This window comes from Streptomyces sp. NPDC020875 (genome assembly GCF_040641415.1).
Lineage (GTDB): Bacteria > Actinomycetota > Actinomycetes > Streptomycetales > Streptomycetaceae > Streptomyces.
The window spans coordinates 38457-63029 of sequence record NZ_JBFADP010000026.1 but is presented as its reverse complement, the minus strand read 5'-3'; the positions used below and the strand labels follow the sequence as shown (position 1 = coordinate 63029).

The window sequence follows — 24573 nt, the reverse complement described above, 5'->3', positions numbered from 1 at the left end:
CCTTTTCAGGACCGGCGCTCGGGAGAGCATTTAGGGGCTCGGGGAACTGCGAGACAAGCCACGCACGGTCGGCGGACCGTCGACGACATCAGGCTCCCGGGCGCTGGCTACGTGAGAAGGCGTCGCCGCGCGGGGTACGTGAGAAGGCGTCGCCGCGCGGGGTGCGTCAGAAGGCGTCGCCGCGCGGGGCGAACGGCGCGACCCGGGGCCCCGGGGTGGCCGCGCAGGTGGTGTCGCGTGCCGGGAGGCGGCCCGTCGTCAGATACTCCGTCGCCACCGCGTCCGCGCACGCGTTGCCGTAGAGGTAGACGCCGTGCCCCTCGCCTTCGTCGACGGTCACCATTCGCGCGCCCTTGAGCGCCCGGCGCATGCCGAGGGCGGTGGAGAGGGGGGTCTGGGAGTCCCATTCGTTCTGGAGGATCAGCGCGCCGACCCGGTTGTCGACCTTCGTCGGGGGTTCGACGGGCCGGTCCCAGAAGGCGCAGGGGGTGATGTTGGAGGCGAAGTCCCCGTACAGCGGGTGCCGTTCGGCGCCCCGGGCGGAGTCCCGCGCGTACGTCCCGGGGCTCCGGGGCCAGGCCGCGTCCCCGCACAACACCGCGAACTGGCTCGACGCCTCGTTGTCGGACGGCGGCGGTTCCTCCGGCAGCGGCGGTACGGGTTTCCCGGCGGCGGCGTCCCGCAGCAGGCCCAGGGCGTCGGCGGCGTCGGTGGCCTGGAAGAACAGGCCGCGCATCTCGTCCCGGACGCCGTCGCCGTTCAGGGTGCGTCCGGCGCCGAGGTCGATCGGGGTCCGGTCGGCGTGGGCGACCAGGTCCCAGAAGGTGTCGGTGACGGCCGCCGGGGTGGCGCCGAATCCGTACCGGGCGTCCCGCTCCGCCGCCCACGCCGTCCAACGGCGGAACGCGGACTCGGCCTCCGGGGCCCACTTCCGGAACGTCTCCCGCCAGGCCAGCTTCGGATCGACGGCGCTGTCGAGCACCATCCGGTCCGCGCGGCGCGGGAACATCTGGGTGTAGACGGCGCCCAGGTACGTTCCGTAGGAGTAGCCCAGATAGGAGATCGCGCGCTCCCCGAGGGCGGCCCGGATCCGGTCCATGTCGCGGGCGGTGTTGCGGGTGGTGAAGTGCTTCAGGGCGGCGCCGTGCGCGGTCCGGCACTTGGCGGCCGTCTCGCGTGAGCGGGCCACGTCGGCGGGGAAGGTCCGCGCGGTGTACGGGGTGGGCCACATGCTCTCGGTCTCGGTGAGGCCGCAGCCCAGGGGGGTGGATCGGCCGATGCCGCGTGGGTCGAAGCCGATCAGGTCGTACCGGTCGAGTACGGCCTTCGGCAGCTCCGGGCGGAACGCGACCGGCAGCCCGAGCCCCTCGCCGCCGGGCCCGCCGGGGTTCAGCAGCAGTACGCCCCGGCGTTTCGCGGGGTCGGCGGTCCGGATCCGGGAGACGGCGATATCGATCTTCCCGCCGTCCGGTTTCCGGTAGTCCAGCGGCACTTTCAGGGTGGCGCAGCGGAAGTCGGCGGGTGTGTCGGCGCCGCACGGCCGCCAGGCCGAGAGTCCGGCCGCGGCCCCGGTCGCCGCCTGGGCGGTACGCGTCTGGAGCGCCCCCGCCCCCGCCCCGGGTCCCGCATCCGCTCCGGCGGAATTCGGCGCGGCGACGGCCACCGCCGGGGTCAGGGTCGTCAGCACACTTATCGCCAGGGCGGGTGCCAGGCGTCTCACCTTCACGGAACAATTCCCTCCGCCGGGTTTCCGGAACACCCACGACCCTGCCCGACGGCGGGACGGCCGCGAGTCATCCCGGGAGTCGGCGTCGTATATGCCTGGGGTCCCATGGCATCCGGTGGCGGTCATTCCTCAGGCGCAGCGGAATTCGGCCAAACTCGGGGATCGATTACCGGTCGACGGCGAGCGGGAGGATGATTTCCAGCCGATCGATTCCGGTCATCGCGCGATCGCCGAACGGGTTCCCGTTCGGATCACCGGACGGATCGCCGGACGGGCGTCGGCCCTTTCGCGGCAGGCATTCGGGCCCTGATTCGCGACGGCTTTCCGGACCGGCCGGACCGGGTGCCGACCGGTCCGCCGGGCCGGTCCGCCGACCGGAAAACGGGCCGGCCCCGGAGCGGATTCCGGCCGGATTCCGGGCGGAATCCGGCAGTACTCCCGTAAGGGGCGCGGGTGAGGTTCCTCCGGGGTCCGCGGCGGGACTTCCCCCCGGCGGTCCGGCTCCCGCCGGGCGGCCCGGGGGACGGGGTGTCCCCGAATGGCCGTGAACACGCCGAAGGGCGGCACCCCTGGGAGAGGGGTGCCGCCCTTCGGGACGACCGGTCGACCGATCCTGGGAGGGAATCCCGGGATCAGAAGTCCATGTCACCGCCCGGCATGCCGCCCGGAGCGGCCGCGGCGGCCTTCTCCGGCTTGTCGGCGATGACGGCCTCGGTGGTGAGGAACAGCGCGGCGATCGACGCGGCGTTCTGCAGCGCGGAGCGGGTCACCTTCGCCGGGTCGAGGATGCCCTCGGCGATCATGTCCACGTACTCGCCGGACGCGGCGTTCAGACCGTGGCCGGGGGTCAGGTTGCGCACCTTCTCCACCACGACACCGCCTTCGAGGCCGGCGTTGACCGCGATCTGCTTCAGCGGGGCCTCGAGGGCGAGCTTCACGGCGTTGGCGCCGGTCGCCTCGTCACCCTCCAGCTCCAGCTTGTCGAAGACCGAGGAAGCCTGGAGCAGAGCCACGCCACCACCGGCGACGATGCCCTCCTCGACGGCCGCCTTCGCGTTGCGCACGGCGTCCTCGATGCGGTGCTTGCGCTCCTTCAGCTCCACCTCGGTGGCGGCACCGGCCTTGATCACGGCCACGCCGCCGGCCAGCTTCGCCAGACGCTCCTGGAGCTTCTCGCGGTCGTAGTCCGAGTCGGAGTTCTCGATCTCGGCGCGGATCTGGTTGACCCGGCCCGCGACCTGGTCGCTGTCACCGGCGCCGTCGACGATGGTGGTCTCGTCCTTGGTGATGACCACCTTGCGGGCGCGGCCCAGCAGGTCGAGACCGGCGTTCTCCAGCTTGAGGCCGACCTCCTCGGAGATGACCGTGCCGCCGGTGAGGATGGCGATGTCGTTCAGCATCGCCTTGCGGCGGTCGCCGAAGCCCGGAGCCTTGACGGCGACGGACTTGAAGGTGCCGCGGATCTTGTTGACGATCAGCGTCGACAGGGCCTCGGCCTCGACGTCCTCGGCGATGATCAGCAGCGCCTTGCCGGACTGCATGACCTTCTCCAGCAGCGGGAGCAGGTCCTTGACCGAGGAGATCTTGGAGTTGACGACGAGGATGTACGGGTCGTCGAGGACGGCCTCCATACGCTCCATGTCGGTGGCGAAGTACGCCGAGATGTAGCCCTTGTCGAAGCGCATACCCTCGGTGAGCTCCAGCTCCAGACCGAAGGTCTGGGACTCCTCGACGGTGATGACGCCTTCCTTGCCGACCTTGTCCATGGCCTCGGCGATCAGCTCGCCGATCTGGGTGTCACCGGCGGAGATGGAGGCGGTGGAGGCGATCTGCTCCTTGGTCTCCACGTCCTTGGCCTGCTCGAGGAGGGCACCGGAGACGGCCTCGACGGCCTTCTCGATGCCGCGCTTCAGGCTCATCGGGTTGGCACCGGCGGCGACGTTGCGCAGGCCCTCGCGGACCAGCGCCTGGGCGAGCACGGTGGCCGTGGTCGTACCGTCACCGGCGACGTCGTCCGTCTTCTTGGCGACTTCCTTGACCAGCTCGGCGCCGATCTTCTCGTACGGGTCCTCGAGCTCGATCTCCTTGGCGATGGAAACACCATCGTTGGTGATCGTGGGGGCGCCCCACTTCTTCTCGAGGACGACGTTACGGCCCTTGGGGCCAAGGGTGACCTTGACGGCGTCGGCGAGCTGGTTCATCCCGCGCTCGAGACCGCGCCGTGCCTCCTCGTCGAACGCGATGATCTTTGCCATGTGAAGTGTCCTCCACGGACTGGGTGGGAAGCTCATTCGGACCGCGCCTGCGCCCGCGACGGACGGCCTGCCGGGCCGTGCGGCTCCATGCGCCACACGGTCGGCGAGCCTCACCGACTCGGTCCTTCAGTAGCACTCTCACCCGGAGAGTGCTAACGCCAATGATTAGCACTCGACCCCCCAGAGTGCAAGCGCCTGTGGATAGGGCAAGGGGGTACGAGCCAGGGGCTACCGGGGGCGCGCGGGCGGGAAAACGCGAGGGTCCGCACCCCGGCGAGCCGGGGTGCGGACCCTGTTCAGTGCGTGCGTGCGCCGGTGACGCGTGCGCGCGGCGGACGGTCGGTCAGACCGCGAGCTTGACCATGTCGGCCTGCGGACCCTTCTGACCCTGCGAGATCTCGAACTCGACCCGCTGCCCCTCCTCCAGGGTGCGGTAGCCGTCCATCTGAATCGCGCTGTAGTGGACGAAAACATCCGCACCACCGTCGACCGCGATGAAGCCGTAGCCCTTCTCCGCGTTGAACCACTTGACGGTGCCCTGAGCCATGCCTAACTCCCCTATTACTGGCCCTTGCACAGGACCGCACCTCGCGGACCCTGGGTCAGACCTCACCGGACCTCACAGAGTGCGCCGGAACGCGTCGACCGCGGCTGAATGTATCTGCACAACTGCCCTCTGCAACAGGTCAATCGGACGAGAAATCCTGAAGGCTACTATCGGGTAATTGGCCTGAATTTATGGAATTCCGGGGCAAATCCGGCCGGACAAAAGGAACCTATGAGACAGAGCGTTGCCAGACATTGGCTGCTTCTTATCGAGCCCGGGCGCATTCTCATACCTGGCCACTGATGCCGGATTGCGGGGCGTTCCCCAACTCTAGCGTGCTCAACCATGCAGAATGGCCCCCTCCGGATCTCTTACGGAGGGGGCCATTCCCATTACTCAGGGTCAGATGCCGGGGCGTTCACGACACGGACCGTATTCGGGGCGCACGGCAGCACGCGGGGCGCGTACCCCCGGCGCGTTCAGCAGCCGCCGGCCACCGCGGGGATGATCGAGATCCCGGCGCCGTCGGGCGTGGCGGTCTCCAGGCCCTGCTCGAACCGGACGTCGTCGTCGTTGACGTAGACATTGACGAAGCGGCGCAGCTTGCCCTGGTGGTCGAGGACCCGGGCGGCGATCCCGGTGTGGTTCTTCTCCAGGTCGGCGATGACCTCGGCGAGGGTGGCGCCCTCGGCGGCCACCTCGGCCTTTCCGCCGGTGTAGGTGCGCAGGATGGTCGGGATGCGGACGCTGACGCTCATGGTGGGTGGAGCCTTCCTCGGACGGGAGCGGTACGGGAGCGGTACGGGGGAGTGGGACGGGTCGCCCGGCGGGGGCGGTCGGCCCGGTGCCGGGGCGACGCGGATCGGCCCGGCACCGGGCGCGGACCGGCCCTCGACAGGGGTCGGGGCCGGCCGGGGACCGTCAGCCTGCCAGGCCCGCCTCGCGGAACGCGTCCAGGCTCGGCCGGATGACGGCGGTGGGGCCGGTCGTCGGGGAGACCGCGTCCAGCGTCTTCAGCCCGTCGCCGGTGTTGATGACGACGGTGGTCAGCGCCGGGTCCAGCACCCCGGCGTCGAGCAGCTTCTTCGCCACGCCCACGGTCACCCCGCCCGCGGTCTCGGCGAAGACGCCCTCGGTCCTGGCGAGCAGCTTGATCCCCTCGACCACCTGCTCGTCGGTGACGTCCTCCACCGCGCCGCCGGTGCGCCGGGCGATGTCGAGGACGTACGGCCCGTCGGCCGGGTTGCCGATGGCCAGCGACTTGACGATGGTGTCCGGCTTCACGGGGCGTACCACGTCGTGTCCGGCCTTGAAGGCGGCGGAGACCGGGGAGCAGCCCTCGGCCTGCGCGGCGAAGATCCGGTACGGCTTGTCCTCGACCAGTCCGAGGTCGATCAGCTCCCGGAGCCCCTTGTCGATCTTGGTGAGCTGGGAGCCGGAGGCGACCGGGATGACGATCTGGTCCGGGATCCGCCAGCCGAGCTGCTCGCAGATCTCGTACGCCAGGGTCTTGGAGCCCTCGGCGTAGTACGGCCGCAGATTGACGTTGGTGAAGCCCCAGCCCTCGCCGATCGGGTCGCCGATCAGCTCGGAGCAGAAACGGTTCACATCGTCGTAGGTGCCCTCGATGCCGACCAGGTCGCCGCCGTAGACGGCGGCCATGACGACCTTGCCCTGCTCCAGGTCGTGCGGGATGAAGACGCAGGAGCGGAATCCGGCCCGGGCGGCGGCGGCGCCGACGGCGCCCGCGAGGTTGCCGGTGGAGGAGCAGGAGAGGGTGGTGAAGCCGAAGGCGCGGGCCGCCTCGACGGCGATGGCGACGACCCGGTCCTTGAAAGAGTGGGTCGGGTTGCCGGAGTCGTCCTTCACGTACAGCTCGCCGGTGACGCCCAGTTCGGCGGCGAGCCGGTCGGCCTTGATCAGCTGGGTGAAGCCGGGGTTCAGATTCGGCTTGGTCGCCACGTCGGCGGGGACGGGCAGCAGCGGCGCGTACCGCCAGATGTTCTCGGGTCCGGCCTCGATCGCCTTCCGCAGCGCCTCCGGGTCACCGGCGGGCAGCTCGTACGCCACTTCCAGCGGGCCGAAGCAGGCGGCACAGGCGAAGACGGGGCCGAGGGGGGTGCGCTCGCCGCACTCACGACAGGAGAGGGCGACGGCGGTACCGAGGTCCACCGGGGCGGTGTCGGCGGTGGTGGTGTTTGCGGTGCTTGCGACAGTCTGCGCAGCCATGGAGGCGAGGCCCTTTCTCCTCATCTTCCTCATGGCGCATCTCGCCATGAGACGGATTTGGCACCTTCCCGAGCCGGGAGCCTCGCGGCGCCGACGCGATGTGCGCGCCGTGGCGACGGAGACCGGCTGGAGGGTTGCCGGGGCTTCAACGGGCCGTATCCCTCTGCCCCTCTGGATGAGCGGTATTCGATTGTGGGACGCGGTACCCCGGCATGCGACCGGCGTACGCGTTGTTCAAGACTGTAACTGAAGGTCCGGAGGGTTGAGATAGTCGTCCGTACCGCGAGATGGATCACATACCCGGCCAGAGCCCCCTCGCGCGGGCCCGGCGGGGCGGCTGACCGGCGGTGGCCGGTGACGACGAGTGACGACGAGTGACTGAGGAGTAGGGCACGTGCTCGAAGAGGTAGAGCGCTGGCTGGCGACGCGTTCCTGGTCGGCGGCGGACCGTCCGCCGTCCCGGCTGCTCGCCGCCAAGCGGTCGGCCAACCCGTCACCGACGGTGAGCGTCGTACTGCCCGCGCTCGACGAGGAGGCCACGGTCGGGGACATCGTCACCGTCATCCGCCGTGAGCTGATGGAGCGGATCCCGCTCGTCGACGAGCTGGTGGTGATCGACTCCGGCTCGACCGACCGGACGGCGGAGGTCGCGGCGGCGGCGGGCGCGCGGGTGGTGCACCGGGACGCGATCCTGCCCCGGATACCGGCCCTGCCCGGCAAGGGCGAGGTGCTGTGGCGGTCCCTGATGGTGACCCGGGGCGACATCGTCTGCTTCGTCGACGCGGATCTGCGGGACTTCTCGGCGGACTTCGTCTCCGGGATCGTCGGACCGCTGCTGACCGACCCCGATGTGCAGTTCGTCAAGGCGATGTACGACCGCCCGCTGGGGGAGACCCCGGGGCAGGGCGGCCGGGTGACCGAGCTGGTGGCCCGGCCGCTGCTCAATCTGCACTGGCCGGCGCTGGCCGGGTTCGTCCAGCCGCTGGGCGGGGAGTACGCGGCCCGCCGCTCCCTGCTGGAGCGGCTGCCGTTCCCCGTGGGCTACGGGGTGGAGCTGGCGCTGCTGGTCGACGCGCTGCACGCGGTGGGCCTGGACGCGCTGGCCCAGGTGGACGTGGGCTCCCGCAAACACCGCCACCAGGACGGCCGGGCGCTCGGCCGGATGGCGGCGGCGATCTACCGTACGGCGCAACTGCGACTCTCCCGGGGACATTTGGTCCGGCCGTCGCTGACCCAGTTCGACCGGGGGGAGCGGGGGTTCGTGCCGGTGACCCACGAGGTGGACACCGTGGAGCGTCCGCCGATGCGCGAGATCGGTGAGTATGCGGCGCGTCGCGCCGCATAAGCCACACTTTTCGGGTAAGCGGGGCTGAATATCCTATGTATGGTTTATGCCCGCATTGCCCAGCCCCGGTATCCGTCGTCGGGCGTACCCGCGCCCGCCCCCGCCCCCGCCGCCGTGCCCGGTTCGGCCCGGCCGCCCCGTACGCCGCGCGTAGCCCGCATCCCGCGCGGCCGGACGCCGTACCGGAGGCCACCCGTACGCCGGGGGAGCCGGGGCGCCCCGCCCCGGCGCCGCCGCCGGGCCCTGCGCCTCGCCGGACTGCTCGCCCTCCTGGTCCTGGTCGTCGCGGCCGTCGCGGGCGCGGCGGCACCCCAGGCCGGGGCGCCCCCGGGTGCGCCCGGCGGGCCGGAGCGGGCCGCCGTGAGCGGTTCCGGCGGGACGGTGACCGGCGCGGCGCCCGCGTACGCGACCGCCGGAGCCGCGCCCGCGCCCGGAGCCGTCGCCGCCGGGCTGCCCGAAGCGCCCGGACACGCCCCCACCCTCGCTCCCACCGGCCGGGACGAAGGACCCGAACGCCTCTGGCTGCTCGGCGGCCTCGGAGTCGCCCTCGCCGCCGCCGGAGTGGTCGCCGTCGCCGCCGTACGCGGACGGCGTGAACCGCGCCACGACGGCCGAACGGACGTTTGACCCGGCGCGCGGACGGCTAAGGCCACACCATGGTCCCCCAGCCCCCGGCCGGCCCGGCCGACGCCCACGCCCCCGCTCCCGAGCCCGCCCGCGCCCGGGTTCTCGTCGCCTCCAACCGGGGGCCCGTCTCGTACACCCTCCGCGACGACGGCGAACTGGACGCCAAACGGGGCGGCGGGGGCGTCGTCTCCGGGCTCTCCGCCATCGGCGCCCGCGACGACTCCCTCTGGGTCTGCTCCGCCCTCGGCGACGGCGACCGCGAGGCCGTCCGGCGCGGTATCGCCGAGGACGGCGTCCTGATGCTGGACATCGATCCGGACATTCACGCCGACGCGTACAACGGCATCGCCAACTCGGTCCTCTGGTTCGTCCACCACATGCTCTACCAGACGCCGCTGGAGCCCGTCTTCGACGACGAGTTCCGGCGGCGGTGGCGGGCGTACGAGACGTACAACCGGGCCTTCGCCGAAGCCCTCGCCGAACGGGCCGCCGACGGGGCGGCCGTCCTCGTCCAGGACTACCACCTCGCCCTCGTCCCCGGACTCCTCCGCGAACTCCGCCCCGACCTGCGGATCGGCCACTTCACCCACACCCCGTGGGCCCCGCCCGACTACTTCCGGCTGCTCCCCGACGACATCGCCGAACAACTGCTGCGCGGACTCACCGGCGCCGACCGCACCTGCTTCCTCACCCGCCGCTGGGCCGACGCCTTCACCGCCTGCTGTACGGAGATCCTGGGCCCCGACGCCCTCAAAGGCACCCGGATCGGGGTCCACGGCCTCGGCGCCGACGCCGACTTCCTGCGCGAACGGGCCCACCGGCCCGATGTGGACGAACGCCTGGCCGCCCTGCGCGAACAGATCGGCGGCGACGACCGGAAGACGATCGTCCGGGTCGATCGCACGGAGCTGTCGAAGAACATCGTCCGAGGACTCCTCGCCTACCGTCGTCTGCTGGCGAACCGCCCCGAATGGCGCGAACGCGTCGTCCACATCGCCTTCGCCTACCCGTCCCGGCAGGACCTCGCGGTCTACCGCGACTACACGGCCGAGGTCCAGCGGCTCGCCGACGCGATCAACGAGGAGTACGGGGTCCCCGGCTGGACGCCCGTCGTCCTCCACGTCAAGGACGACTTCGCCCGCTCCCTCGCGGCGTACCGCCTCGCCGACGTGGCCCTCGTCAACCCCATCCGCGACGGCATGAACCTCGTCGCCAAGGAGATCCCCGTCGTCTCCGACGCGGGCTGCGTGCTGGTCCTCTCCCGCGAGGCGGGCGCCTACGAGGAACTGGGCGCGGACGCGGTGGTGGTGAACCCGTACGACGTGATCGCCACGGCGGCGGCGCTGCACGAGGCCCTGACGCTCCCGCCGGAGGTCCGCGCCGACCGTACGGCCCGCCTCGCGTCGGCGGCCACGGCCCTCCCCCCGACCCGCTGGTTCCTCGACCAACTGGAGGCCCTGACCCCCGAGTAACCCCGCCCCTCATGACCCTGGAGTGTCGCCCGCGCCCCGTCGGTGGTTGCTCGCGCAGTTCCGCCCCCTATGCCTTCGGCAATGGGGGGACCCCCAACCTATGCCTCGGCGATGGGGGGACCCCCAGAGCCTTGGCCCTCCGGGTGAGGCCCACGGACCCGGGCCGCGCCCGGCGACCTGATGTTGTTCGCGGTCCGCGGACCGTGGCTGGCTGGTCGCGCAGTTCCCCGCGCCCCTAAATGCTCTCCACCGCACCGCCCCTGAAAAAGGGGGCCGCCTCCCTACGAGGGCGGTCAGGAGGGCAACCTAGGGGCGCGGGGAACTGCGCGACAAGCCACAGGCGGGCCGCAGACCGCCGACAACACCAGGCCGCCGGGCGCGCGGCCCGGGATCGCCAGGATCAGGAGGGAGACGGCGCGGCGGCCCCGGGAGAGAGCCGCGTCGCGAGCGCGTCCAGGAAGGCGACGACCTCCGGCGGGCCGGAGAGGAGGACGTCCGCGCGGTCGGCCAGCTCCGTGACCTCCGCACTGCCGCTGCACACCAGCACGCCCGCCAGCCCGTCCGACCGCAGCTTCTCCACCGCCGCGTACGCCGGGAGATCGCCCAGGTCGTCGCCCGCGTAGAGGACCGTCTCGGCGCCGACCTCGCGGACGTATTCCGCGAGGGCGACCCCCTTGTCCATGCCGGGCGGCCGGAGTTCGAGGACCATCCGGCCGGGTTCGAGGACCAGGCCGTGCCGGGCGGCCAGCGCCGCCAGGGGTTCCCGGAGCGCTTCGAACGCCGCCGCCGGGTCCTCGGCCCGCCGGGTGTGGACGGCGACGGCCTGCCCCTTCTCCTCGATCCAGGTGCCCCGCCATGCCCCGTGCCGGTCGAGGCAGCCGGGGAGTTCCGCCCGGACGGCCGCGACTCCGGGGTGCGGCGCCGGGGTGTGGACCGTACTGCTGACGGCGTCCCACCGTTCGGCGCCGTAGTGGCCGAGTACGACGAGGTGCGCGAGGGCCTCGACTCCGGCGAAGCCGCCGTACCGGACCGCCACGCCCGCCGGGCGGCCGGTGACCACGGCGACATGGCCGACGCGTGGCGCGAGCCGGGAGAGGGCGGGGACGGCGCCTGGGTGGGCCCTGGCCTGTTCGGGGTCGGGGACGATCTCGGCGAGCGTGCCGTCGAAGTCGAGTGCGATCACGGCCTTCTCGGGCCGGGCCAGCAACGCGGCGAGTCCGTCCCGCCCGGCGGGCGTCGACGGCTCCGGGAGCCCGCGTGCGGATGACGTTGAAGCGTCCGGGGAGTGCGGAGAGCTGCCCATGCCCCCGACCCTATCGGCGCTCGCGTTTCCCGTCTCTCACCCGCCGGAGCCGGTTGACGGTGACCGGATCGTGCGCCAGGGCCCGTTCGTCGTCCAGGAGGGCGTTGAGCAGCTGGTAGTAGCGGACGGGCGACATGCCCAGATCCTCCCGGACGGCTCGTTCCTTGGCGCCGGGTCCGGCCCAGGAGCGCCGTTCCATGGCGAGTACGGCCCGGTCGCGGTCGGTCAGCTCACGGGCGGTACGCCCCGTACCGCCCCCGGAGCCCTCGGAGTCCCCGTCGCTCCCGGCGGCGGCGTTCACCTCGTCGGCATCGGTCATACCGTCCAACATAGGCGCCGCCACCGACACCCGCCCGCCGCGCTCCCCCCGGGCCCTCGGGCCCCCGGGCCCCTCCGGGCGGCGGGCTACTCCTCCTCCGCCCGCTCCGCTTCCTCCGCCTTCTTGTCGATCCCGTCCAGGATCGCCTTGGGGTTCCCGCCCGGTGCCACCGCGCGCCCCATGTTCTTCTTCAGGTCGGCGCTCACCGACGCCCAGGACGTCTTGCCGACCGGCGGGAGTACGGAGTCCGGCAGCTCGTCGAGGAAGCCCTTCAGCTCCTTGTACTCAGGGTCCTCCCGCATCGCGTCGAACGCGCTCGTCGTCACCGGCAGCAGATTGTTCTGCGCGGCGAAGGCCATCACGTTCTCGTCGGTGTAGAGGAAGTCGAGGAACTTCCCGATCTCGGCCCGGTTCCCGTTCTCCTTGAACGCCATGACCCAGTCGGCGACGCCCATCGCGTGCTGCGGCTTCCCGTCGGGCCCGGGGATCGCCACCGTACCCATCTCGATCCCGGCCTTGTCGGCGATCCGCAGCAGCGACGGATGCCCGTTGAGCATGCCGACCTCGCCCCGGGCGAAGGCCGCGAAGGCGTCCTTCCGGTTGAGCTGGCCGGGGGTGACGGGCCCGGTCAGCTCCTTGTCGACCAGGTTCTCCTTCACCCACTTCACGGTGGAGACGTTCCGCTCGGAGTTGATGGTGTAGCCGGATCCGGCCACGGTGTACGAGTCTCCGGCGCTGATCATCCAGTTCAGGGTCTCGGCCTGGGCCTCCTCGGGCCCGAGCGGCAGCGCGTACGGATAGACCGCCTTGGTGTTGTCCTTGAGCCGCTCGGCCGCGTCCCGCAGCTCGTCCCAGGTCTTCGGCGGCTCCTCGATCCCGGCCTCGTCGAAGAGCTTCTTGTTGTAGAAGAGCAGCCGGGTGGAGGCGACGAACGGCATCCCGTACTGGGTGCGCCGGTGCTCACCGGCGACCGCGAGGGGCCGCAGGAAGTTGGTCATCGTGCCGAGCGAGAGCAGCTGGTCGACGTCGTACAGCTTGTCCTCGGCGGCGTAGTCCGCGTAGGCGCCGATCTGGGCGATATCGGGTGCCTGGCCCGCGTCGACCATCTCCTGGACCGTACGGTCGACATTGGTCCACGGCTCGATCCGTACGTCGACCTTGATGCCCTTGTTCTTCTTCTCGAACGCCGTGACGAGGCCGTCCCAGTACGCCCGGCTGCTCTGGCCGCCGTCGACGTCGTAGTCGGCGGCGACGAGACTGAGGGTGACCTCTTCCTCCCCGTCGGAACCGCAGCCGGTGAGCGTCGCCGCGGTCAGTCCGAACGCCGCCGCGGCGGCCCCGATTCGCCCGTATCCGGGCGCGGCGGAACGGAGCGGTCTGCGTCGGAAGGGGTGGTGTCGCACGAAGGGTGTCCCAATCTGCTTCTGCGTCAGCGTCTGGTCGCCGGAGCCCGCCGGACGATCGGTGCGGCGGGTCTTCCGTACGCGCGGCTCGCGCGCCTGTCCCGGCGCCTCCTGTTGTCCCGTGGGGGACAGCACGAACCCTGCGGCTACGCCCGGAATTCGAGCGATTGTTCACCAACTCCGCACAGAGGTCCATGCCACGGGGTCTCCTTTCGGCAACGGCTCGATCACTGCTTCCTCCCGCCGGTCCAGACCAATTTCGGCCGGTGGGACGTGGTACGGGGGCGCCGTTGCCGACCGGGGTGACCTGCTGCTAAGGAGTTTCCTGTGGATCTGGCCGGATCAGCCGACAGCACTCAAGCTCAAGGAGCCCGACGCATGTCCCGTACGCCCACGCACTCCGCGACCCCTTCCCGGACCGCCGCCGAGGCGGCGACCCAGCCCGCGTCGTGGCGCCGGGCCGCCGAGGCGGCGGCGGCCTTCGGCGGCTTCCCGGCACCGGGGGAGCGGGTCGCCGTCACCGGCTGCGGCACGTCGTGGTTCATGGCGATCGCCTACGCCGCCCTGCGCGAGGCGGCGGGCCTCGGCGAGACCGACGCCTTCGCCTCCTCCGAGTTCCCGGTGGGCCGTTCGTACGACCGGATCGTGGCGATCACCCGCTCCGGTACGACGACGGAGGTCCTGGACCTCCTGGGCGCGGTCGCGGGCCGCATCCCGACGCTGGCCCTCACCGCCGACCCGGACACCCCGGTGATGGCGGCGGCGGACACCGTCGCCGTGCTGGACTGGGCGGACGAGGAGTCCGTGGTGCAGACCCGGTTCGCCACCACGGCCCTGGCGTTCCTCCGCGCCGGGCTCGGCGAACTCCCCGCCGCCCTCGGCGTCAAGTCCGTCGCCGACGCGGCGGTCGACGCCGAACTCGCCCTCACCGAGCCCCTGCCGGAGGCCGTCGTCGCCGCCGAGCAGTGGACCTTCCTCGGCCGGGGCTGGACCTACGGCCTGGCCCAGGAGGCGGCGCTGAAGATGCGCGAGGCGGCGGGAGCCTGGACGGAGGCGTACCCCGCGATGGAGTACCGCCACGGCCCCATCTCCATCACCGCCCCCGGCCGCGTGACCTGGGCCTTCGGCCCGCTCCCCGAGGGCCTGGCGGCCGATGTCGCCGAGGTCGGCGGCACGCTGGTCGCCAACGCGCCCTGCGACCCGCTGGCCGACCTGATCCGCGTCCAGCGCCTCGCGGTCACCCTCGCGGAGTCGAAGGGGTACGACCCCGACCGCCCCCGGAACCTGTCCCGGAGCGTGATCCTGAGCTGAGAGACATGGCCCGGGGCCGGTTATCAGCAGAGTTCCGGCATCTCGTCGGGGATCGGCCCCGGTGCCAGTATCGGGGCGCAGAGGGGACAGGCGTAGACCGTGGTCCCCTGCGCGGCTGCCCGCCCGTCGCCCGGGCCGACGTACCGCACGGCGACGGGCGCGTACGTCGGCCGGCCGCACCGGCAGCAGATCGCGGTCCGCGCGGGCGGGGGCGGCTGGGTCAGCCCCTCGCCGGTCACCGGCCGGATCCTGGCCGTCGGGGTCCGGCCACGGGGCGGGGTCCGGCCGTAATCCGGAAAACGTCCGGACACGCCTTCGTGTCCCGGCTAATGTCCCTCACGTTCGTCAGCTCCTTGTTCGAGAGTCGGCTGATGGGCCGTGCCCCCGGACGTTGCAGCGTCGCGGGGGTCCACTGGTTCTGTTCGTCGCCGGGTGCGTGCGTTCGCGCGTTCAGACGCCCGCGTACGCGGCGTCCCGGGCCAGGGCCTGACGGCGGACGCGCAGCGCGATCTCGGTGAGACAGCCGCCGCAGGCGTACAGCTCCCCGATCGCGCCGGGGGTATGCACGGACCCCACCCACAGCACCGGCACCTCCCGCCGCCCGCAGTAGAGCCAGCACCCACCGGTCAGCCAGTCGTTCCCGTCCCCGGTCCTGGCGGGCGCGGGCCATACGTCACGCCAGGGGAACCGGGCGGCGGACGAGACGGGCCCGGTCACGCCGGGTCCGCCGCCCTCGCCGTCCCCCGCTCGACGACGGCGGCGAGGGCCAGCGCCACATCGGGCCGCACCCGTCCCAGCTGGACGAGCGGTACGGGATCGAACTCGGCGTACGTACACGGGTCGACGCCGAGTGACGGCAGCCGAACCCCGGCGAGCGCCAGCGCCTCGCCGAGGGTGTCGCACGCCTCCTCCGCCTGCCTGATCTTCTCCGTCGCCATGAGCGGTCGCTCCAATCCAGATATTTCCCCCGTTTGCCTGTATGTCATACGGGAGTTGGGCTACTGTGCGTGTCCCGAGCGTCACCGAGCTTGGGCCCGGACCTTGCGAGCGACAACGTTTATGGGGGCTACTTCCACAGTCCGGGAGTAACTTCCACATCGTTCGAAGGGGGGCTTCATGCCCACCAGGAAAGCGACGACCGGCCGCAGTCAATCTCCCCGCCAGCGGTTCGCCGAGGAGTTGCGGTCCCTGCGGACCGAGTCCGGCGAGAGCCTGCGCAAGCTGGCCGACCGGCTGGGCTGGGACTGGTCGCTGTTCGGCAAGATGGAGAACGGCGAGACGATCGGTGGCCCCGAGGTCGCGATCGCGTTGGACCAGTACTACGGGATGCGGGGCGGACTGCTCGCCTTATGGGAACTGGCGTTGGGGGATCCGACGCAGTTCAAGGAGCAGTACCGGCGGTACATGGCTTTGGAGGCCGAGGCGGTCGGCCTCTGGCATTACGGTGTCAGCACCATTCATGGTCTGTTGCAGACCAAGGGGTTCGCCTCCGAGCTGCTCGCCGCCGGTGGCCTCGAAGGTGAGGCGCTGAGCCGACAGGTAGAGGCGCGAGCGGGCCGAGCGGCCCTGCTGACGGGGGACGGCGCTCCCCGCTTTCGAACGATCCTGTCCGAGGCCGTTCTTCGAACACGGTTGATGAACCTGGCAGAGTGGCGGCGACAGTTGCAGCACCTGATGACCATGGGGGAACGGCGCAACATCATCGTGCAGGTGATACCCCTGGCATCCGGACTGCACGGTCTGACCAACACCGACACGATGTTTCTCCGCACCTCGGACGCGAGGACTATCGCCTGGGTCGAAACCGGTTACTCGGGTTCCCTGGTTGAGTCCACCAAGGACGTCGAACGGCTCCAGCTCGCATACGATGCGGTACGCGACTTGGCGCTGTCCCCGGCCGAGTCACGGACTTTCATACTGCGGATGTTGGAGGAAGTGTCGTGCGACGCCCCATCATCGACCTGAGTACGGTCACCTGGCGCAAGAGCAGCTACAGCAACCAGGACGGCGGCGCCTGCCTGGAGGTCTCCGACGATCTCCTGACCACCGCCGACTGGTTCAAGAGCAGCTACAGCAACTCCGACGGCGGCGAGTGCGTCGAGGTCGCGGCGAATGTCCCCGCCGTGGTCCCCGTCCGTGACAGCAAGACCCCCGACGGCCCGGTCCTGGTCTTCCCGGCCGCCGACTGGTCCTCGTTCGTCACCGCCGTGAAGAGGGGCTCGCTCCCCTCCTGACCGATCCTGACCCAACGACCGAACGCGTTTCCGTCGTACCCGCGAGCCGGTGGCAGCCCCTGCCACCGGCTCGCGGTCGTCTGTTCGGGGGTCATATGTGCTCGGCGCACATTTGTCGCGCTCCGCAACGCCGGGATCCCCATTTTCCCCCATTTGATGGTGCGGCAAACGGGTGTCGCGTGACGTTCCGTGTGTCTCGCGGCATGAGAATGGGAGGGCATCGGGGGGCGTACGCACTGCACACCCCTCGGTGCCGTGCCGATCCGGCGCACCCCCCACTCTCCCCGAAGGGAGCGTCATGCCGTCGAGGAAAGCGACCTCGGGACGCAGTCAGTCCCCCCGCCAACGTTTCGCGGAGGAACTCCGCATCCTGCGCGCCGAGAGAGGCGAAACGCTGCGTCAGCTCGGCGACGCGCTGGGCTGGGACTGGGCCCTGTTCGGGCGGTTGGAGAAAGGGGAGAGCCTGGGCGGCGCGGACGTCGCCGAAGCGCTGGACCAGCACTACGGGACGAAAGGCGGACTGACGGCCCTCTGGGAACTGGCGCTCGCCGACCCCAGCCAGTTCAAACCGCAGTACCGCAGGTACATGCTGCTGGAGGCACTCGCCGTGAACATGTGGCACTTCGCCGTGGGTCTGCTGCCGGGACTGCTCCAGACGAAGGAGTACGCCACCGAGGTCCTCACCGCGGGCGGCATCTCGGGCCAGGATCTCGACCAGCAGGTGGAGGCCCGGGTCAGCCGGGCGGAACTGCTGACGCTGGACGGGGACACGCATTTTCGGACGATCCTGTCCGAGGCGGTCCTGACGACCCCGCTGAACGATCCGGGCGCCTGGCGCCGCCAGTTGGAACACCTGCTGGCGATGAGTGATCTGCCGAACGTCAGTGTCCAGGTACTTCGCCAGGCGGAGGGCATCCACGGCCTGACGAACACGGACACGATGTTCCTGCGCTCCCCCGAGGACACGACGGTCGCATGGGTGGAGACCGGCTACGCGGGCTATCTGGTGGAGGAGCGGTCCGCCGTGAACCGCCTCTGGTTCGCCTACGATTCGGTACGCGACCTCGCCCTGTCGCCCGGCGAGTCGCGGACGTTCATCCTGCGGAAGCTGGAGGAGATGTCATGCGACACCACGTCATCGACGTAACCGCCCTCACCTGGCGCAAGAGCAGCCACAGCAACCCCGACGGCGGCGAGTGCGTGGAGGTCTCCGACGACCTCCTGACCGCCGCGACCTGGTTCAAGAGCAGCCACAGCAACCCGGACGGCGGCCAGTGCCTTGAGGTCACCGCCGACTTCCTGGCGACGACGGCCGCCTGGCACAAGAGCAGCTACAGCAACCCCGACGGCGGCGCCTGCGTGGAGATCGCCCCCGCCGTCCCGGCCCCGGTGGTCCCGGTCCGCGACAGCAAGTCCCCCGACGGCCCCTTCCTGATCTTCCCGGCGGCCGACTGGTCCGCCTTCGTCACCGCGATCAGGACGGGATCCCTGCCTCTCTGACTGATCCTCGCGGGGGCTCCCGTCGCGAACCCCTGTCGCGGACCTCTATCGCGGGGTCGCCGCGCGGAACGCCCGCCGGTACGCCCCCGGGGTCGTACCGAGGGCCGAGACGAAGCGGCGGCGGAGATTGGTCGCCGAGGAGAGCCCCGCCCGGCGGGCCACCGTCTCCAGCGGGAGATCCGTGGTCTCCAGGAGTTCCCGGGCGAGGGCGATGCGCTGGGCGAGCAGCCAGCGGCCGGGGCTCGTACCGAGCTGTTCGGTGAAGCGGCGGGCCAGCGTGCGGACGGAGACGCCCGCGTGGTCGGCCAGGTCCGCGAGGTCCACCGGGTCCGGGTCCCCGATCCGGGTCACCGCCCACTCCAGGAGCGGGGCCAGCGTGCCGTCGAAGTCGGCCGGGCCGGGCGGGGCCGCGTACTGGAGCTGGCCGCCCTCCCGGTGCGGGGGCATCACCATGTTGCGGGCGATCCGGGCCGCGTGCCGGGCGCCGTGGTCCTGGCGGACCAGATGGAGACAGAGGTCGATCCCGGCGCCCGAACCCGCGCTCGTGGCGACGTCGCCGTGGTCGACGTAGAGGACGTCCGGATCGAGGCGTACGGCGGGGAAGCGTGCCGCGAACTCCTCCGCCTGCCCCCAGTGCGTGGTCGCGCGGCGGCCGTCGAGCAGACCGGCGTACGCGAGGACGAACGCGCCGGAGCAGATGCTGACGATCCGGGCACCCCGGGTGTGGGCCCGGCGCAGGGCCCGTACGACCTGCGGGGACGGCGGCCGGCCGATCGGCAGCCAGCCGGGCACGACGACGGTGTCCGCCCAGTCCAGCGCGTCCAGGCCGTCCGGCACGAGCATGTCGTAACCGGCGATGGTCGCGACCGGCCCCGGGCGTTCCGCGCAGACCATGAACTCGTAGCGGGTCGGGATGCCGGGGCGTACGACCCCGAACACCTCTGCGGCGCAGGAGAGTTCGAAGGTCGACTGCGGCGGATGGGCGAGGGCCGCGACGCGATGCATGGCAGGAAAGTACCGCAGCATGTCATTCGAGACACTCGGCCGGACGGCGGACGGCGGCGAGGCTGAACCGTATGACCACAGAACAGCAGGAACAGAAGCAGGAGCATCAGGAGCAGGGGCGGGCGTACGCCGGTCCCGGCTATGTCTGGTCGGCGGTGGCCGACGCGCCCGTCAACGAACTCTTCCCCGGGATCCGGCAGCGCCCGCTGTGGCGCGGCGAAGGCGGGGCGAGCGCGCAGGTACTGGAGATGGACCCCGGCTCCCGGTGGGAGGGCATCGACGTCCACGCCCCCGGACCCGAGGAGGTGTACGTCATCTCCGGGGTCTTCAACGACGGCGAACGGGACTATCCGGCGGGGAGCTTCATCCACGCCCCGGCGGGGTCGTCGCACATCCCGCAGACGGCGACGGGGTGCGAGATCTTCGTGTTCTACCCGGCGGGCTGACGGGCGCCGCCGGTTCTCGGGGCGCGGTACGGGGGAGCGGCCCCTGGAGCACCCCCGTGACTCCAGGGACCGCGGCTCGTGGCTCTCGGCCGGTCGGGCGGCCGGTCAGCGGCTCGGCCGGTCGGTGAGTTGATCGGTCAGCCGGCCAGCCGGTTGGCCGGTCAGTCGGTCGCGCGCAGGGCCGCCGTCTCCTGCCAGCGGCGGCCCGCCGCCTCGAACATCGCGGGATAGACACCGAACCGGCGGAACGGCTTGATACCCGCCAGATAGGCCCGCCCGAAGCGGCCGTTGGGCTTCACCAGGACGGCCATCTGCGCGTGATATCCGCCGGAGCCGTCGGGCACCCAGCCCAGGTGCAGCGCCGCGTGGACCGTCCGGTTGGCGATCTCCGCCAGCCACTCGTCCCGGGTCGTGTAGACCGAACGGAACGGGATCGGCCGGGCGTCCGGACCCCGGGGCCCGTCGCGCAGATCGTCCGGCAGCCGCTCGCGGAGCGACGGTACGCGGGCCCCGATCCCCGTACCGGGCCCGTCCCAGCCCAGCAGCGCGCCCAGCTTCCAGCGCAGCCCGAGCAGGGTAGCCGCCACCGGGTGCGCGAACGGCGAGGACGACTGTTCCGGCGCCGCCCCTCCCGTGCGGGGGGCGGTGCCGGAGAACTGTCGTACGAGATGGATCAGATCGTCCGGACCGCCGGGCGTCGGCAGCCGCCAGACGTCCGCGAGGGCGAAGTCCCCGGCGATGGCGTGGACCCGCCAGGGGCGTCCGGTGTGCGCGCTCGCGGGCAGCCGCATGTTCTCTCCCCCGGGATCTATACGGTGGCGTATGGAACGAGGCTAGACGGATCTATACGGTGCCGTCTATACGTTGCCGTATATATCTCGGGCGGGCTCGGCGGATGCGGATGAGGAGACGGAAACGTGGGCGTGACCAGAACACCCCGGAGCACCTGGATCGAAGAGGGCCTGCGGGCCCTCGCGGCGGGCGGCCCCGAAGCCGTCCGGATCGAACCCCTGGCGCACGCCCTCGGCGTCAGCAAGGGCGGCTTCTACGGGCACTTCGCCAACCGCGACGCGCTCCTCACCGAAATGCTCGACGTCTGGGAACGGGACGGCACCGAGGTCGTGATCGCCCGGGTCGAGAACCGGGGCGGAGACGCCAGGACGAAGCTCGCCCGCCTCTTCGGAATCGTCGCCGTCAGAAGTGAGGAGACCTCGGCCACCAGCATCGCCGCCGACCTCGCGATCCGCGACTGGGCCCGCCGCGACGAGGCGGTCGCCGCACGACTGCGCCGGGTCGACAACAAGCGGATGGAGTATCTGCGCACCCTCTACCGCGAGTTCTGCCCGGACGAGGCCGATGTCGAGGCGCGCAGCACGATCGCGTACGCCCTCCGGATCGCCTACCACTCCATGGCGGTCGACCACGGCGCGTACACCCGGGACGAGGTCATGGAACTGATCAAGGTCCGACTCCACGCGTGACGCCTCCCGCGGGGGCGCCTCCCGCTGTGGGGTGCGCCGCGCCCGGGGACCCCCAGCGCCTCGGCCCTCCGGGAGGCCCCGTCACTACCGGGCCGCGCCCGGCCACTGATTCTTGTTCGCGGCCCGCACCACCGTCGTGGCTGTTCGCGCAGTTCCCCGCGCCCCTGGCCCCTTCCTCCGAGTCGCCTCGGGGAGGGGGCGCCCTCCGGGCGGGATGGGTAGTGCTTCCTCCGGAGGAGTTCCGACTGCGGGCCGCCGTGGCTTGTCGCGCAGTTCCCCGCGCCCCTAAAAGCTCTCCCCAGCACCGGACCTGAAAAGGGGCACCCGCCCCGGGAAGAGGGGCCCGTCTCTTTTCGAGGGCGGTCAGGAGGGCAACCAGGGGCGCGGGGAACTGCGCGAACAGCCACATGCGGTCCGCAGGCCGCCAACTGCACCAGGCCGCCGGGCGCGGCCCGGGGTTGTGGGCCTCAGCCGGAGGGCCATGGCGCTGGGGGTCCCCCGGCGCCGACGGGCGCGGGTGGGCCGACGGCGCCGGGCGGCCTGGCCGGGCGGCGCGGTCGGGGCGTAAGAGCTAGTCCGCGCCCTTCAGGGCCTCGCGGAGGTGGCCGTTCGACTCCTCCAGGAGGCGCGCCGCCGACTTCGCGTCCGTGCCCGCGAGGATCATCAGGATCGCGGGTTTCACCTCGCCGCCCGTCGCCTCCAGGGCTGATTCGATCTCGTCGGCCGCGGCGCCCGTCGCGAACGAGACGATGCGGCGGGAGCGGGCGCGGAGCTTGTCGTTGGAGGCGCGCAGGTCGACCATGAGGTTTCCGTACGTCTTGCCGAGGCGGATCATCGTGATCGTGGAGATCATGTTGAGGACCAGCTTCTGGGCCGTACCGGCCTTCAGGCGGGTGGAGCCGCTGAGGAGTTCGGGGCCGACGACCACCTCCACGCCGTGTTCGGCCGCCGCCGCGAGCGGGCTGTTCGCGTTGTTGGAGAGGCCGACGGTCAGCGCGCCGACCCCCCGGGCGTAGCCGACCGCGCCGACCGCGTAGGGCGTACGGCCCGAGGCGGACACCCCGACGACCGTGTCGTCCGGGCCCACGCCCAGCCGGGCCAGATCCTCCGCCGCCAGGTCCGGCCGGTCCTCCGCGCCCTCGACGGCCGTCACGAACGCCGCCGTACCGCCCGCGATCAGACCCACGACCCGCTCCGGGGCCGTATTGAAGGTCGGCGGGCACTCACTCGCGTCCAGCAGGCCCATCCGGCCCGCCGTGCCCGCGCCCGCGTAGATCAGCCGGCCGCCGCGGGCCATCCGCTCCGCCGCCGCGTCGATCGCCGCGGCGATGGCGGGGAGTTGGTCCGCGACCGCGCCCGGGACCGTCCGGTCCTCGGTGTTCATCAGCCGGGCGATGTCGAGCGTCGGCAGCCGGTCGATCTCGGCGAGATCGGGCCGGAACGCCTCGGTGGTGAGGGCGGCCAGCTGGGCGCCGAGTTCGCGGTACGCGGGGGAGGTGGGCGTCATGGGCGACTTCCTCATCGATGGGTGGTGGTCCGGGGGGAGTGCCGGTGCGCGAGGGCCTCGTAGGAGGCGGCGAGGGCGGGCGCCGCGGTCTCGTAGGTCCGCTGCGCCACGCCTATGAAAAGGCAGTCCACGACCAGCAGCTGGCTGGTCCTGGACGACATCGCGGCGGGCCGCAGCTCGCTCTCCCGCGCGGTCGACGTGGTCAGGACGTGGTCGGCGTACTGCGCGACCGGGCTGTCGGGGCGGCCGGTGATCGCGACGGTCGTCGCACCGCGTTCGAAGGCGGTACGGAGCGGTTCGATGACGTCGCCCGTGGAGCCCGAGTGGGTGATGGCGATCGCCACATCGCCCGAGCGGAGCTGGACGGCGTTGGTGACCGCGAGATGCGGATCGGCGTGGGCGTGGGCGATCAGCCCGATCCTGAGCAGCTTCTGCGCCAGGTCCATCCCGACGAGCGACGAGGCGCCGACGCCGTAGATATCGATCCGGCGGGCGGTCGCGGCGGCCACGACCGCGGCGGTGAGCTGGGCGATGTCGAGTCCGGCGGCGGTGTCGGCGAGGGTCTGCCGCTCGTCGTGGGCGAGCTTGGCGACGACGTCCCCGATCGGGTCGTCGACCGCGATGTCCGCGGTGACGCTGGGGGCGCGCCCGGACTGCTGGTGGGCGGCGAGCCCGGCGAGGGCCAGCCGCAGATCGCGGTAGCCGGGATAGCCGAGCAGTCGGGCGGTGCGGACCACGGTGGCCTCACTCGTTCCGGTCCTGGTCGCGAGACCGGTGACCGTGAGGGCGGCGCAGCCGGCGGGATCGTCGGCCACGGCCTCGGCGACCCGCTGCATCGAGCGCGTCATGGACGGGGTGAGCGTACGGACCTTGGCGGCGAGGGCGGCGGGGGCGGGCGGTGTGTCGCTGGCGGCTGCCCCCTTGTTGAAAATTTCCTTCACTCGGTTACCCATGGTATGAAAGCTATTTTCACATCATGGGGCCGGTCAAGACCCCCGTCGGTATCCGCTTGGTATAGGGCGCGCAACGAAGTGCCAGCTCGCGGGGGGTGCCGACTGGTACGGACGGGGCACGCGGGCCGTCCGGGCGGTGCGGGACAATAGCTTCATGGATCACCCCGACGGCGATGCCGACGACGCCGAGCCTGCCGCCGACCCGCTGGAGCGGGCGCTGCACACCGCCCGCGCCCTGATCCTCGGCGATCTCGCGGCCCGGGACGTCGCGGACCCCGATGTGGTCTCGCTGGTGGAGGACGCGGTCACCCACCGCCGCTGGTGGGTCGAGCAGTGGCCCGAAGGCGCCGACTACGTCACCGGACTCGTCGCCCAGGACGTCCAGGACGCCCTCCTCGAACGGCACGGCCGCTGGCCGCTCTGCCCGGTCTGCGACACGGGCGACCCGCACGCCCTCGGCGTCGAACCCGAACTCGGCGCCGACCCCCACTGGGTGTGCGAGGCGGCGGGGGTGGTTGTGGCCCGGGTGGGCGCACTGGGCGGCGGCGCGTACGGTACGGACGGCCCGGCGGGCGACCCGAACGGCACCGGCGGCCCGGCGGGCGCGGACCCCGCCTGATGGCCGTCTACATTGATCCGCCGACCTGGCCCGGCCACGGCACGACCTGGTCGCACCTGGTCAGCGATGTCTCCTACGACGAACTCCACACCTTCGCGGCGGCCATCGGCTGCCCGCGCCGCGCCTTCGAACGCGACCACTACGACGTCCCGGCCCACCGCTACGCCGCCGCCGTGGGGGCGGGCGCGATCGAGGTCCCCAGCCGCGAGATCGTCCGCTTGCTGCTGGCGGCGGGCCTGCGCCACCGTAAGACCGGCCCGGCGTAGGGGCGAACCGGCGCGGGGGCGGGGC

Annotated in this window: 28 protein-coding genes and 1 riboswitch; of the genes, 13 read left to right on the top strand and 15 right to left on the bottom strand. The window is 71.7% G+C overall.

Translation table 11 applies throughout. The features are described 5' to 3' along the window. Positions 1 to 166: 166 nt before the first annotated feature. Positions 167 to 1726 carry an alpha/beta hydrolase gene (locus tag AB0G74_RS17210; RefSeq protein ID WP_361146637.1) on the bottom strand — a complete coding sequence of 520 codons (1560 nt, stop codon included), beginning with the start codon at positions 1724 to 1726 and terminating at the stop codon, positions 167 to 169. Between the two features lie 115 nt (positions 1727 to 1841). Between AB0G74_RS17210 and AB0G74_RS17205 the strand changes: the two genes are divergently transcribed. Beyond that, positions 1842 to 2036, top strand: coding sequence for a hypothetical protein (locus AB0G74_RS17205; RefSeq protein WP_361146634.1), 195 nt, complete (start codon positions 1842 to 1844; stop codon positions 2034 to 2036). Between the two features lie 322 nt (positions 2037 to 2358). On the opposite strand, the gene groL is transcribed toward AB0G74_RS17205, so the two are convergent. From groL to thrC, 4 genes are all read right to left on the bottom strand, one after another. After that, a complete protein-coding gene (gene groL, locus AB0G74_RS17200; RefSeq protein ID WP_006348513.1) occupies positions 2359 to 3981 on the bottom strand; it encodes a chaperonin GroEL in 1623 nt (540 codons plus the stop codon). Between the two features lie 343 nt (positions 3982 to 4324). Further along, a complete protein-coding gene (locus tag AB0G74_RS17195; protein ID WP_005315736.1) occupies positions 4325 to 4528 on the bottom strand; it encodes a cold-shock protein in 204 nt (67 codons plus the stop codon). 479 nt (positions 4529 to 5007) lie between these two features. Then, on the bottom strand, positions 5008 to 5286 hold the full coding sequence (locus AB0G74_RS17190; RefSeq protein ID WP_361146630.1) for a MoaD/ThiS family protein: 279 nt from the start codon (positions 5284 to 5286) through the stop codon (positions 5008 to 5010). A gap of 163 nt (positions 5287 to 5449) precedes the next feature. Further along, positions 5450 to 6757: a threonine synthase gene (thrC, locus tag AB0G74_RS17185; protein ID WP_361146627.1), complete on the bottom strand. Its 1308-nt coding sequence runs from the start codon at positions 6755 to 6757 to the stop codon at positions 5450 to 5452. A 17-nt stretch (positions 6758 to 6774) separates the two neighbouring features. Beyond that, a riboswitch (SAM riboswitch) is annotated at positions 6775 to 6939 on the bottom strand. 212 nt (positions 6940 to 7151) lie between these two features. Between thrC and AB0G74_RS17180 the strand changes: the two genes are divergently transcribed. The 3 genes from AB0G74_RS17180 to AB0G74_RS17170 are packed head-to-tail and all read left to right on the top strand — an operon-like array spanning position 7152 to position 10201. Beyond that, positions 7152 to 8102: a glucosyl-3-phosphoglycerate synthase gene (locus AB0G74_RS17180; RefSeq protein WP_361146624.1), complete on the top strand. Its 951-nt coding sequence runs from the start codon at positions 7152 to 7154 to the stop codon at positions 8100 to 8102. A gap of 39 nt (positions 8103 to 8141) precedes the next feature. Further along, positions 8142 to 8729, top strand: a complete 588-nt coding sequence (locus AB0G74_RS17175) for a hypothetical protein (RefSeq protein WP_361146622.1) — start codon at positions 8142 to 8144, stop codon at positions 8727 to 8729. A 29-nt stretch (positions 8730 to 8758) separates the two neighbouring features. After that, complete coding sequence (locus tag AB0G74_RS17170; RefSeq protein ID WP_361146619.1) at positions 8759 to 10201, top strand: trehalose-6-phosphate synthase; 1443 nt, start codon at positions 8759 to 8761, stop codon at positions 10199 to 10201. Positions 10202 to 10601: 400 nt separating this feature from the next. On the opposite strand, the gene otsB is transcribed toward AB0G74_RS17170, so the two are convergent. The 3 genes from otsB to AB0G74_RS17155 form a co-directional block, all read right to left on the bottom strand. After that, complete coding sequence (gene otsB / locus AB0G74_RS17165) at positions 10602 to 11504, bottom strand: trehalose-phosphatase (protein ID WP_361146616.1); 903 nt, start codon at positions 11502 to 11504, stop codon at positions 10602 to 10604. 10 nt (positions 11505 to 11514) lie between these two features. After that, positions 11515 to 11823 (bottom strand): DUF3263 domain-containing protein, encoded by a 309-nt coding sequence (locus AB0G74_RS17160; RefSeq protein WP_361146612.1) that lies wholly within the window; start codon positions 11821 to 11823, stop codon positions 11515 to 11517. A gap of 86 nt (positions 11824 to 11909) precedes the next feature. Further along, entirely contained in the window at positions 11910 to 13226 is a 1317-nt protein-coding gene (locus tag AB0G74_RS17155) for an extracellular solute-binding protein (RefSeq protein WP_361146609.1), read from the bottom strand. A 378-nt stretch (positions 13227 to 13604) separates the two neighbouring features. Here AB0G74_RS17155 and AB0G74_RS17150 point away from each other — a divergent pair, with 378 nt between their 5' ends. Then, positions 13605 to 14537: a sugar isomerase gene (locus tag AB0G74_RS17150; protein ID WP_361146606.1), complete on the top strand. Its 933-nt coding sequence runs from the start codon at positions 13605 to 13607 to the stop codon at positions 14535 to 14537. A gap of 23 nt (positions 14538 to 14560) precedes the next feature. Here the strand turns inward: AB0G74_RS17150 and AB0G74_RS17145 are convergent, their stop codons facing one another. From AB0G74_RS17145 to AB0G74_RS17135, 3 genes are all read right to left on the bottom strand, one after another. Beyond that, positions 14561 to 14776 carry a hypothetical protein gene (locus AB0G74_RS17145; protein WP_361146603.1) on the bottom strand — a complete coding sequence of 72 codons (216 nt, stop codon included), beginning with the start codon at positions 14774 to 14776 and terminating at the stop codon, positions 14561 to 14563. Positions 14777 to 14987: 211 nt separating this feature from the next. Beyond that, positions 14988 to 15254: a hypothetical protein gene (locus tag AB0G74_RS17140; protein WP_361146601.1), complete on the bottom strand. Its 267-nt coding sequence runs from the start codon at positions 15252 to 15254 to the stop codon at positions 14988 to 14990. Then, positions 15251 to 15475: a hypothetical protein gene (locus tag AB0G74_RS17135; protein ID WP_361146598.1), complete on the bottom strand. Its 225-nt coding sequence runs from the start codon at positions 15473 to 15475 to the stop codon at positions 15251 to 15253. The genes AB0G74_RS17140 and AB0G74_RS17135 overlap by 4 nt, the downstream gene beginning before the upstream one ends. Before the next feature lie 178 nt (positions 15476 to 15653). Between AB0G74_RS17135 and AB0G74_RS17130 the strand changes: the two genes are divergently transcribed. The 4 genes from AB0G74_RS17130 (at position 15654) to AB0G74_RS17115 (ending at position 18271) form a co-directional block, all read left to right on the top strand. Further along, positions 15654 to 16502: a helix-turn-helix transcriptional regulator gene (locus AB0G74_RS17130; RefSeq protein ID WP_361146595.1), complete on the top strand. Its 849-nt coding sequence runs from the start codon at positions 15654 to 15656 to the stop codon at positions 16500 to 16502. Then, the gene (locus AB0G74_RS17125) at positions 16478 to 16771 is read left to right on the top strand and encodes a DUF397 domain-containing protein (RefSeq protein ID WP_361146592.1); all 294 of its coding nucleotides are present in this window, start codon (positions 16478 to 16480) and stop codon (positions 16769 to 16771) included. The genes AB0G74_RS17130 and AB0G74_RS17125 overlap by 25 nt, the downstream gene beginning before the upstream one ends. Positions 16772 to 17069: 298 nt before the next feature. Beyond that, a complete protein-coding gene (locus AB0G74_RS17120) occupies positions 17070 to 17918 on the top strand; it encodes a helix-turn-helix transcriptional regulator (protein ID WP_361146590.1) in 849 nt (282 codons plus the stop codon). After that, the gene (locus tag AB0G74_RS17115; protein WP_361146587.1) at positions 17894 to 18271 is read left to right on the top strand and encodes a DUF397 domain-containing protein; all 378 of its coding nucleotides are present in this window, start codon (positions 17894 to 17896) and stop codon (positions 18269 to 18271) included. The genes AB0G74_RS17120 and AB0G74_RS17115 overlap by 25 nt, the downstream gene beginning before the upstream one ends. 45 nt (positions 18272 to 18316) lie before the next feature. On the opposite strand, the gene AB0G74_RS17110 is transcribed toward AB0G74_RS17115, so the two are convergent. After that, positions 18317 to 19276, bottom strand: a complete 960-nt coding sequence (locus tag AB0G74_RS17110; protein WP_361146584.1) for a helix-turn-helix domain-containing protein — start codon at positions 19274 to 19276, stop codon at positions 18317 to 18319. Between the two features lie 71 nt (positions 19277 to 19347). Between AB0G74_RS17110 and AB0G74_RS17105 the strand changes: the two genes are divergently transcribed. Next, complete coding sequence (locus AB0G74_RS17105; RefSeq protein WP_361146581.1) at positions 19348 to 19722, top strand: cupin domain-containing protein; 375 nt, start codon at positions 19348 to 19350, stop codon at positions 19720 to 19722. Between the two features lie 161 nt (positions 19723 to 19883). Here AB0G74_RS17105 and AB0G74_RS17100 read toward each other — a convergent pair whose 3' ends face one another. Next, positions 19884 to 20513, bottom strand: coding sequence for a DUF2867 domain-containing protein (locus AB0G74_RS17100; RefSeq protein WP_361146578.1), 630 nt, complete (start codon positions 20511 to 20513; stop codon positions 19884 to 19886). A gap of 126 nt (positions 20514 to 20639) precedes the next feature. Here AB0G74_RS17100 and AB0G74_RS17095 point away from each other — a divergent pair, with 126 nt between their 5' ends. Continuing rightward, positions 20640 to 21203 (top strand): TetR/AcrR family transcriptional regulator, encoded by a 564-nt coding sequence (locus AB0G74_RS17095; RefSeq protein WP_361146575.1) that lies wholly within the window; start codon positions 20640 to 20642, stop codon positions 21201 to 21203. Positions 21204 to 21774: 571 nt separating this feature from the next. Here the strand turns inward: AB0G74_RS17095 and murQ are convergent. Then, a complete protein-coding gene (gene murQ / locus AB0G74_RS17090; protein WP_361146572.1) occupies positions 21775 to 22710 on the bottom strand; it encodes an N-acetylmuramic acid 6-phosphate etherase in 936 nt (311 codons plus the stop codon). A gap of 11 nt (positions 22711 to 22721) precedes the next feature. Further along, positions 22722 to 23663 (bottom strand): MurR/RpiR family transcriptional regulator, encoded by a 942-nt coding sequence (locus tag AB0G74_RS17085; protein WP_361146570.1) that lies wholly within the window; start codon positions 23661 to 23663, stop codon positions 22722 to 22724. Positions 23664 to 23817: 154 nt separating this feature from the next. Between AB0G74_RS17085 and AB0G74_RS17080 the strand changes: the two genes are divergently transcribed. Further along, the gene (locus AB0G74_RS17080; RefSeq protein ID WP_361146567.1) at positions 23818 to 24282 is read left to right on the top strand and encodes a hypothetical protein; all 465 of its coding nucleotides are present in this window, start codon (positions 23818 to 23820) and stop codon (positions 24280 to 24282) included. Then, a complete protein-coding gene (locus tag AB0G74_RS17075; protein WP_358823036.1) occupies positions 24282 to 24548 on the top strand; it encodes a DUF4031 domain-containing protein in 267 nt (88 codons plus the stop codon). The genes AB0G74_RS17080 and AB0G74_RS17075 overlap by 1 nt, the downstream gene beginning before the upstream one ends. The last annotated feature ends 25 nt before the right edge of the window (positions 24549 to 24573 follow it).

Bases quoted from the DNA above. Each gene is read 5' to 3' on its own strand.
- AB0G74_RS17190 (WP_361146630.1), bottom strand. From the start codon at position 5,286: ATGAGCGTCAGCGTCCGCATCCCGACCATCCTGCGCACCTACACCGGC.
- AB0G74_RS17195 (WP_005315736.1), bottom strand. From the start codon at position 4,528: ATGGCTCAGGGCACCGTCAAGTGGTTCAACGCGGAGAAGGGCTACGGC.
- AB0G74_RS17135 (WP_361146598.1), bottom strand. From the start codon at position 15,475: ATGGCGACGGAGAAGATCAGGCAGGCGGAGGAGGCGTGCGACACCCTC.
- AB0G74_RS17170 (WP_361146619.1), top strand. From the start codon at position 8,759: ATGGTCCCCCAGCCCCCGGCCGGCCCGGCCGACGCCCACGCCCCCGCT.
- AB0G74_RS17175 (WP_361146622.1), top strand. From the start codon at position 8,142: ATGGTTTATGCCCGCATTGCCCAGCCCCGGTATCCGTCGTCGGGCGTA.
- groL (WP_006348513.1), bottom strand. From the start codon at position 3,981: ATGGCAAAGATCATCGCGTTCGACGAGGAGGCACGGCGCGGTCTCGAG.
- AB0G74_RS17105 (WP_361146581.1), top strand. From the start codon at position 19,348: ATGACCACAGAACAGCAGGAACAGAAGCAGGAGCATCAGGAGCAGGGG.
- AB0G74_RS17150 (WP_361146606.1), top strand. From the start codon at position 13,605: ATGTCCCGTACGCCCACGCACTCCGCGACCCCTTCCCGGACCGCCGCC.
- AB0G74_RS17110 (WP_361146584.1), bottom strand. From the start codon at position 19,276: ATGCATCGCGTCGCGGCCCTCGCCCATCCGCCGCAGTCGACCTTCGAA.
- AB0G74_RS17085 (WP_361146570.1), bottom strand. From the start codon at position 23,663: ATGGGTAACCGAGTGAAGGAAATTTTCAACAAGGGGGCAGCCGCCAGC.
- AB0G74_RS17100 (WP_361146578.1), bottom strand. From the start codon at position 20,513: ATGCGGCTGCCCGCGAGCGCGCACACCGGACGCCCCTGGCGGGTCCAC.
- otsB (WP_361146616.1), bottom strand. From the start codon at position 11,504: ATGGGCAGCTCTCCGCACTCCCCGGACGCTTCAACGTCATCCGCACGC.
- AB0G74_RS17160 (WP_361146612.1), bottom strand. From the start codon at position 11,823: ATGACCGATGCCGACGAGGTGAACGCCGCCGCCGGGAGCGACGGGGAC.
- thrC (WP_361146627.1), bottom strand. From the start codon at position 6,757: ATGGCTGCGCAGACTGTCGCAAGCACCGCAAACACCACCACCGCCGAC.
- AB0G74_RS17130 (WP_361146595.1), top strand. From the start codon at position 15,654: ATGCCCACCAGGAAAGCGACGACCGGCCGCAGTCAATCTCCCCGCCAG.
- murQ (WP_361146572.1), bottom strand. From the start codon at position 22,710: ATGACGCCCACCTCCCCCGCGTACCGCGAACTCGGCGCCCAGCTGGCC.
- AB0G74_RS17115 (WP_361146587.1), top strand. From the start codon at position 17,894: ATGCGACACCACGTCATCGACGTAACCGCCCTCACCTGGCGCAAGAGC.
- AB0G74_RS17120 (WP_361146590.1), top strand. From the start codon at position 17,070: ATGCCGTCGAGGAAAGCGACCTCGGGACGCAGTCAGTCCCCCCGCCAA.
- AB0G74_RS17080 (WP_361146567.1), top strand. From the start codon at position 23,818: ATGGATCACCCCGACGGCGATGCCGACGACGCCGAGCCTGCCGCCGAC.
- AB0G74_RS17075 (WP_358823036.1), top strand. From the start codon at position 24,282: ATGGCCGTCTACATTGATCCGCCGACCTGGCCCGGCCACGGCACGACC.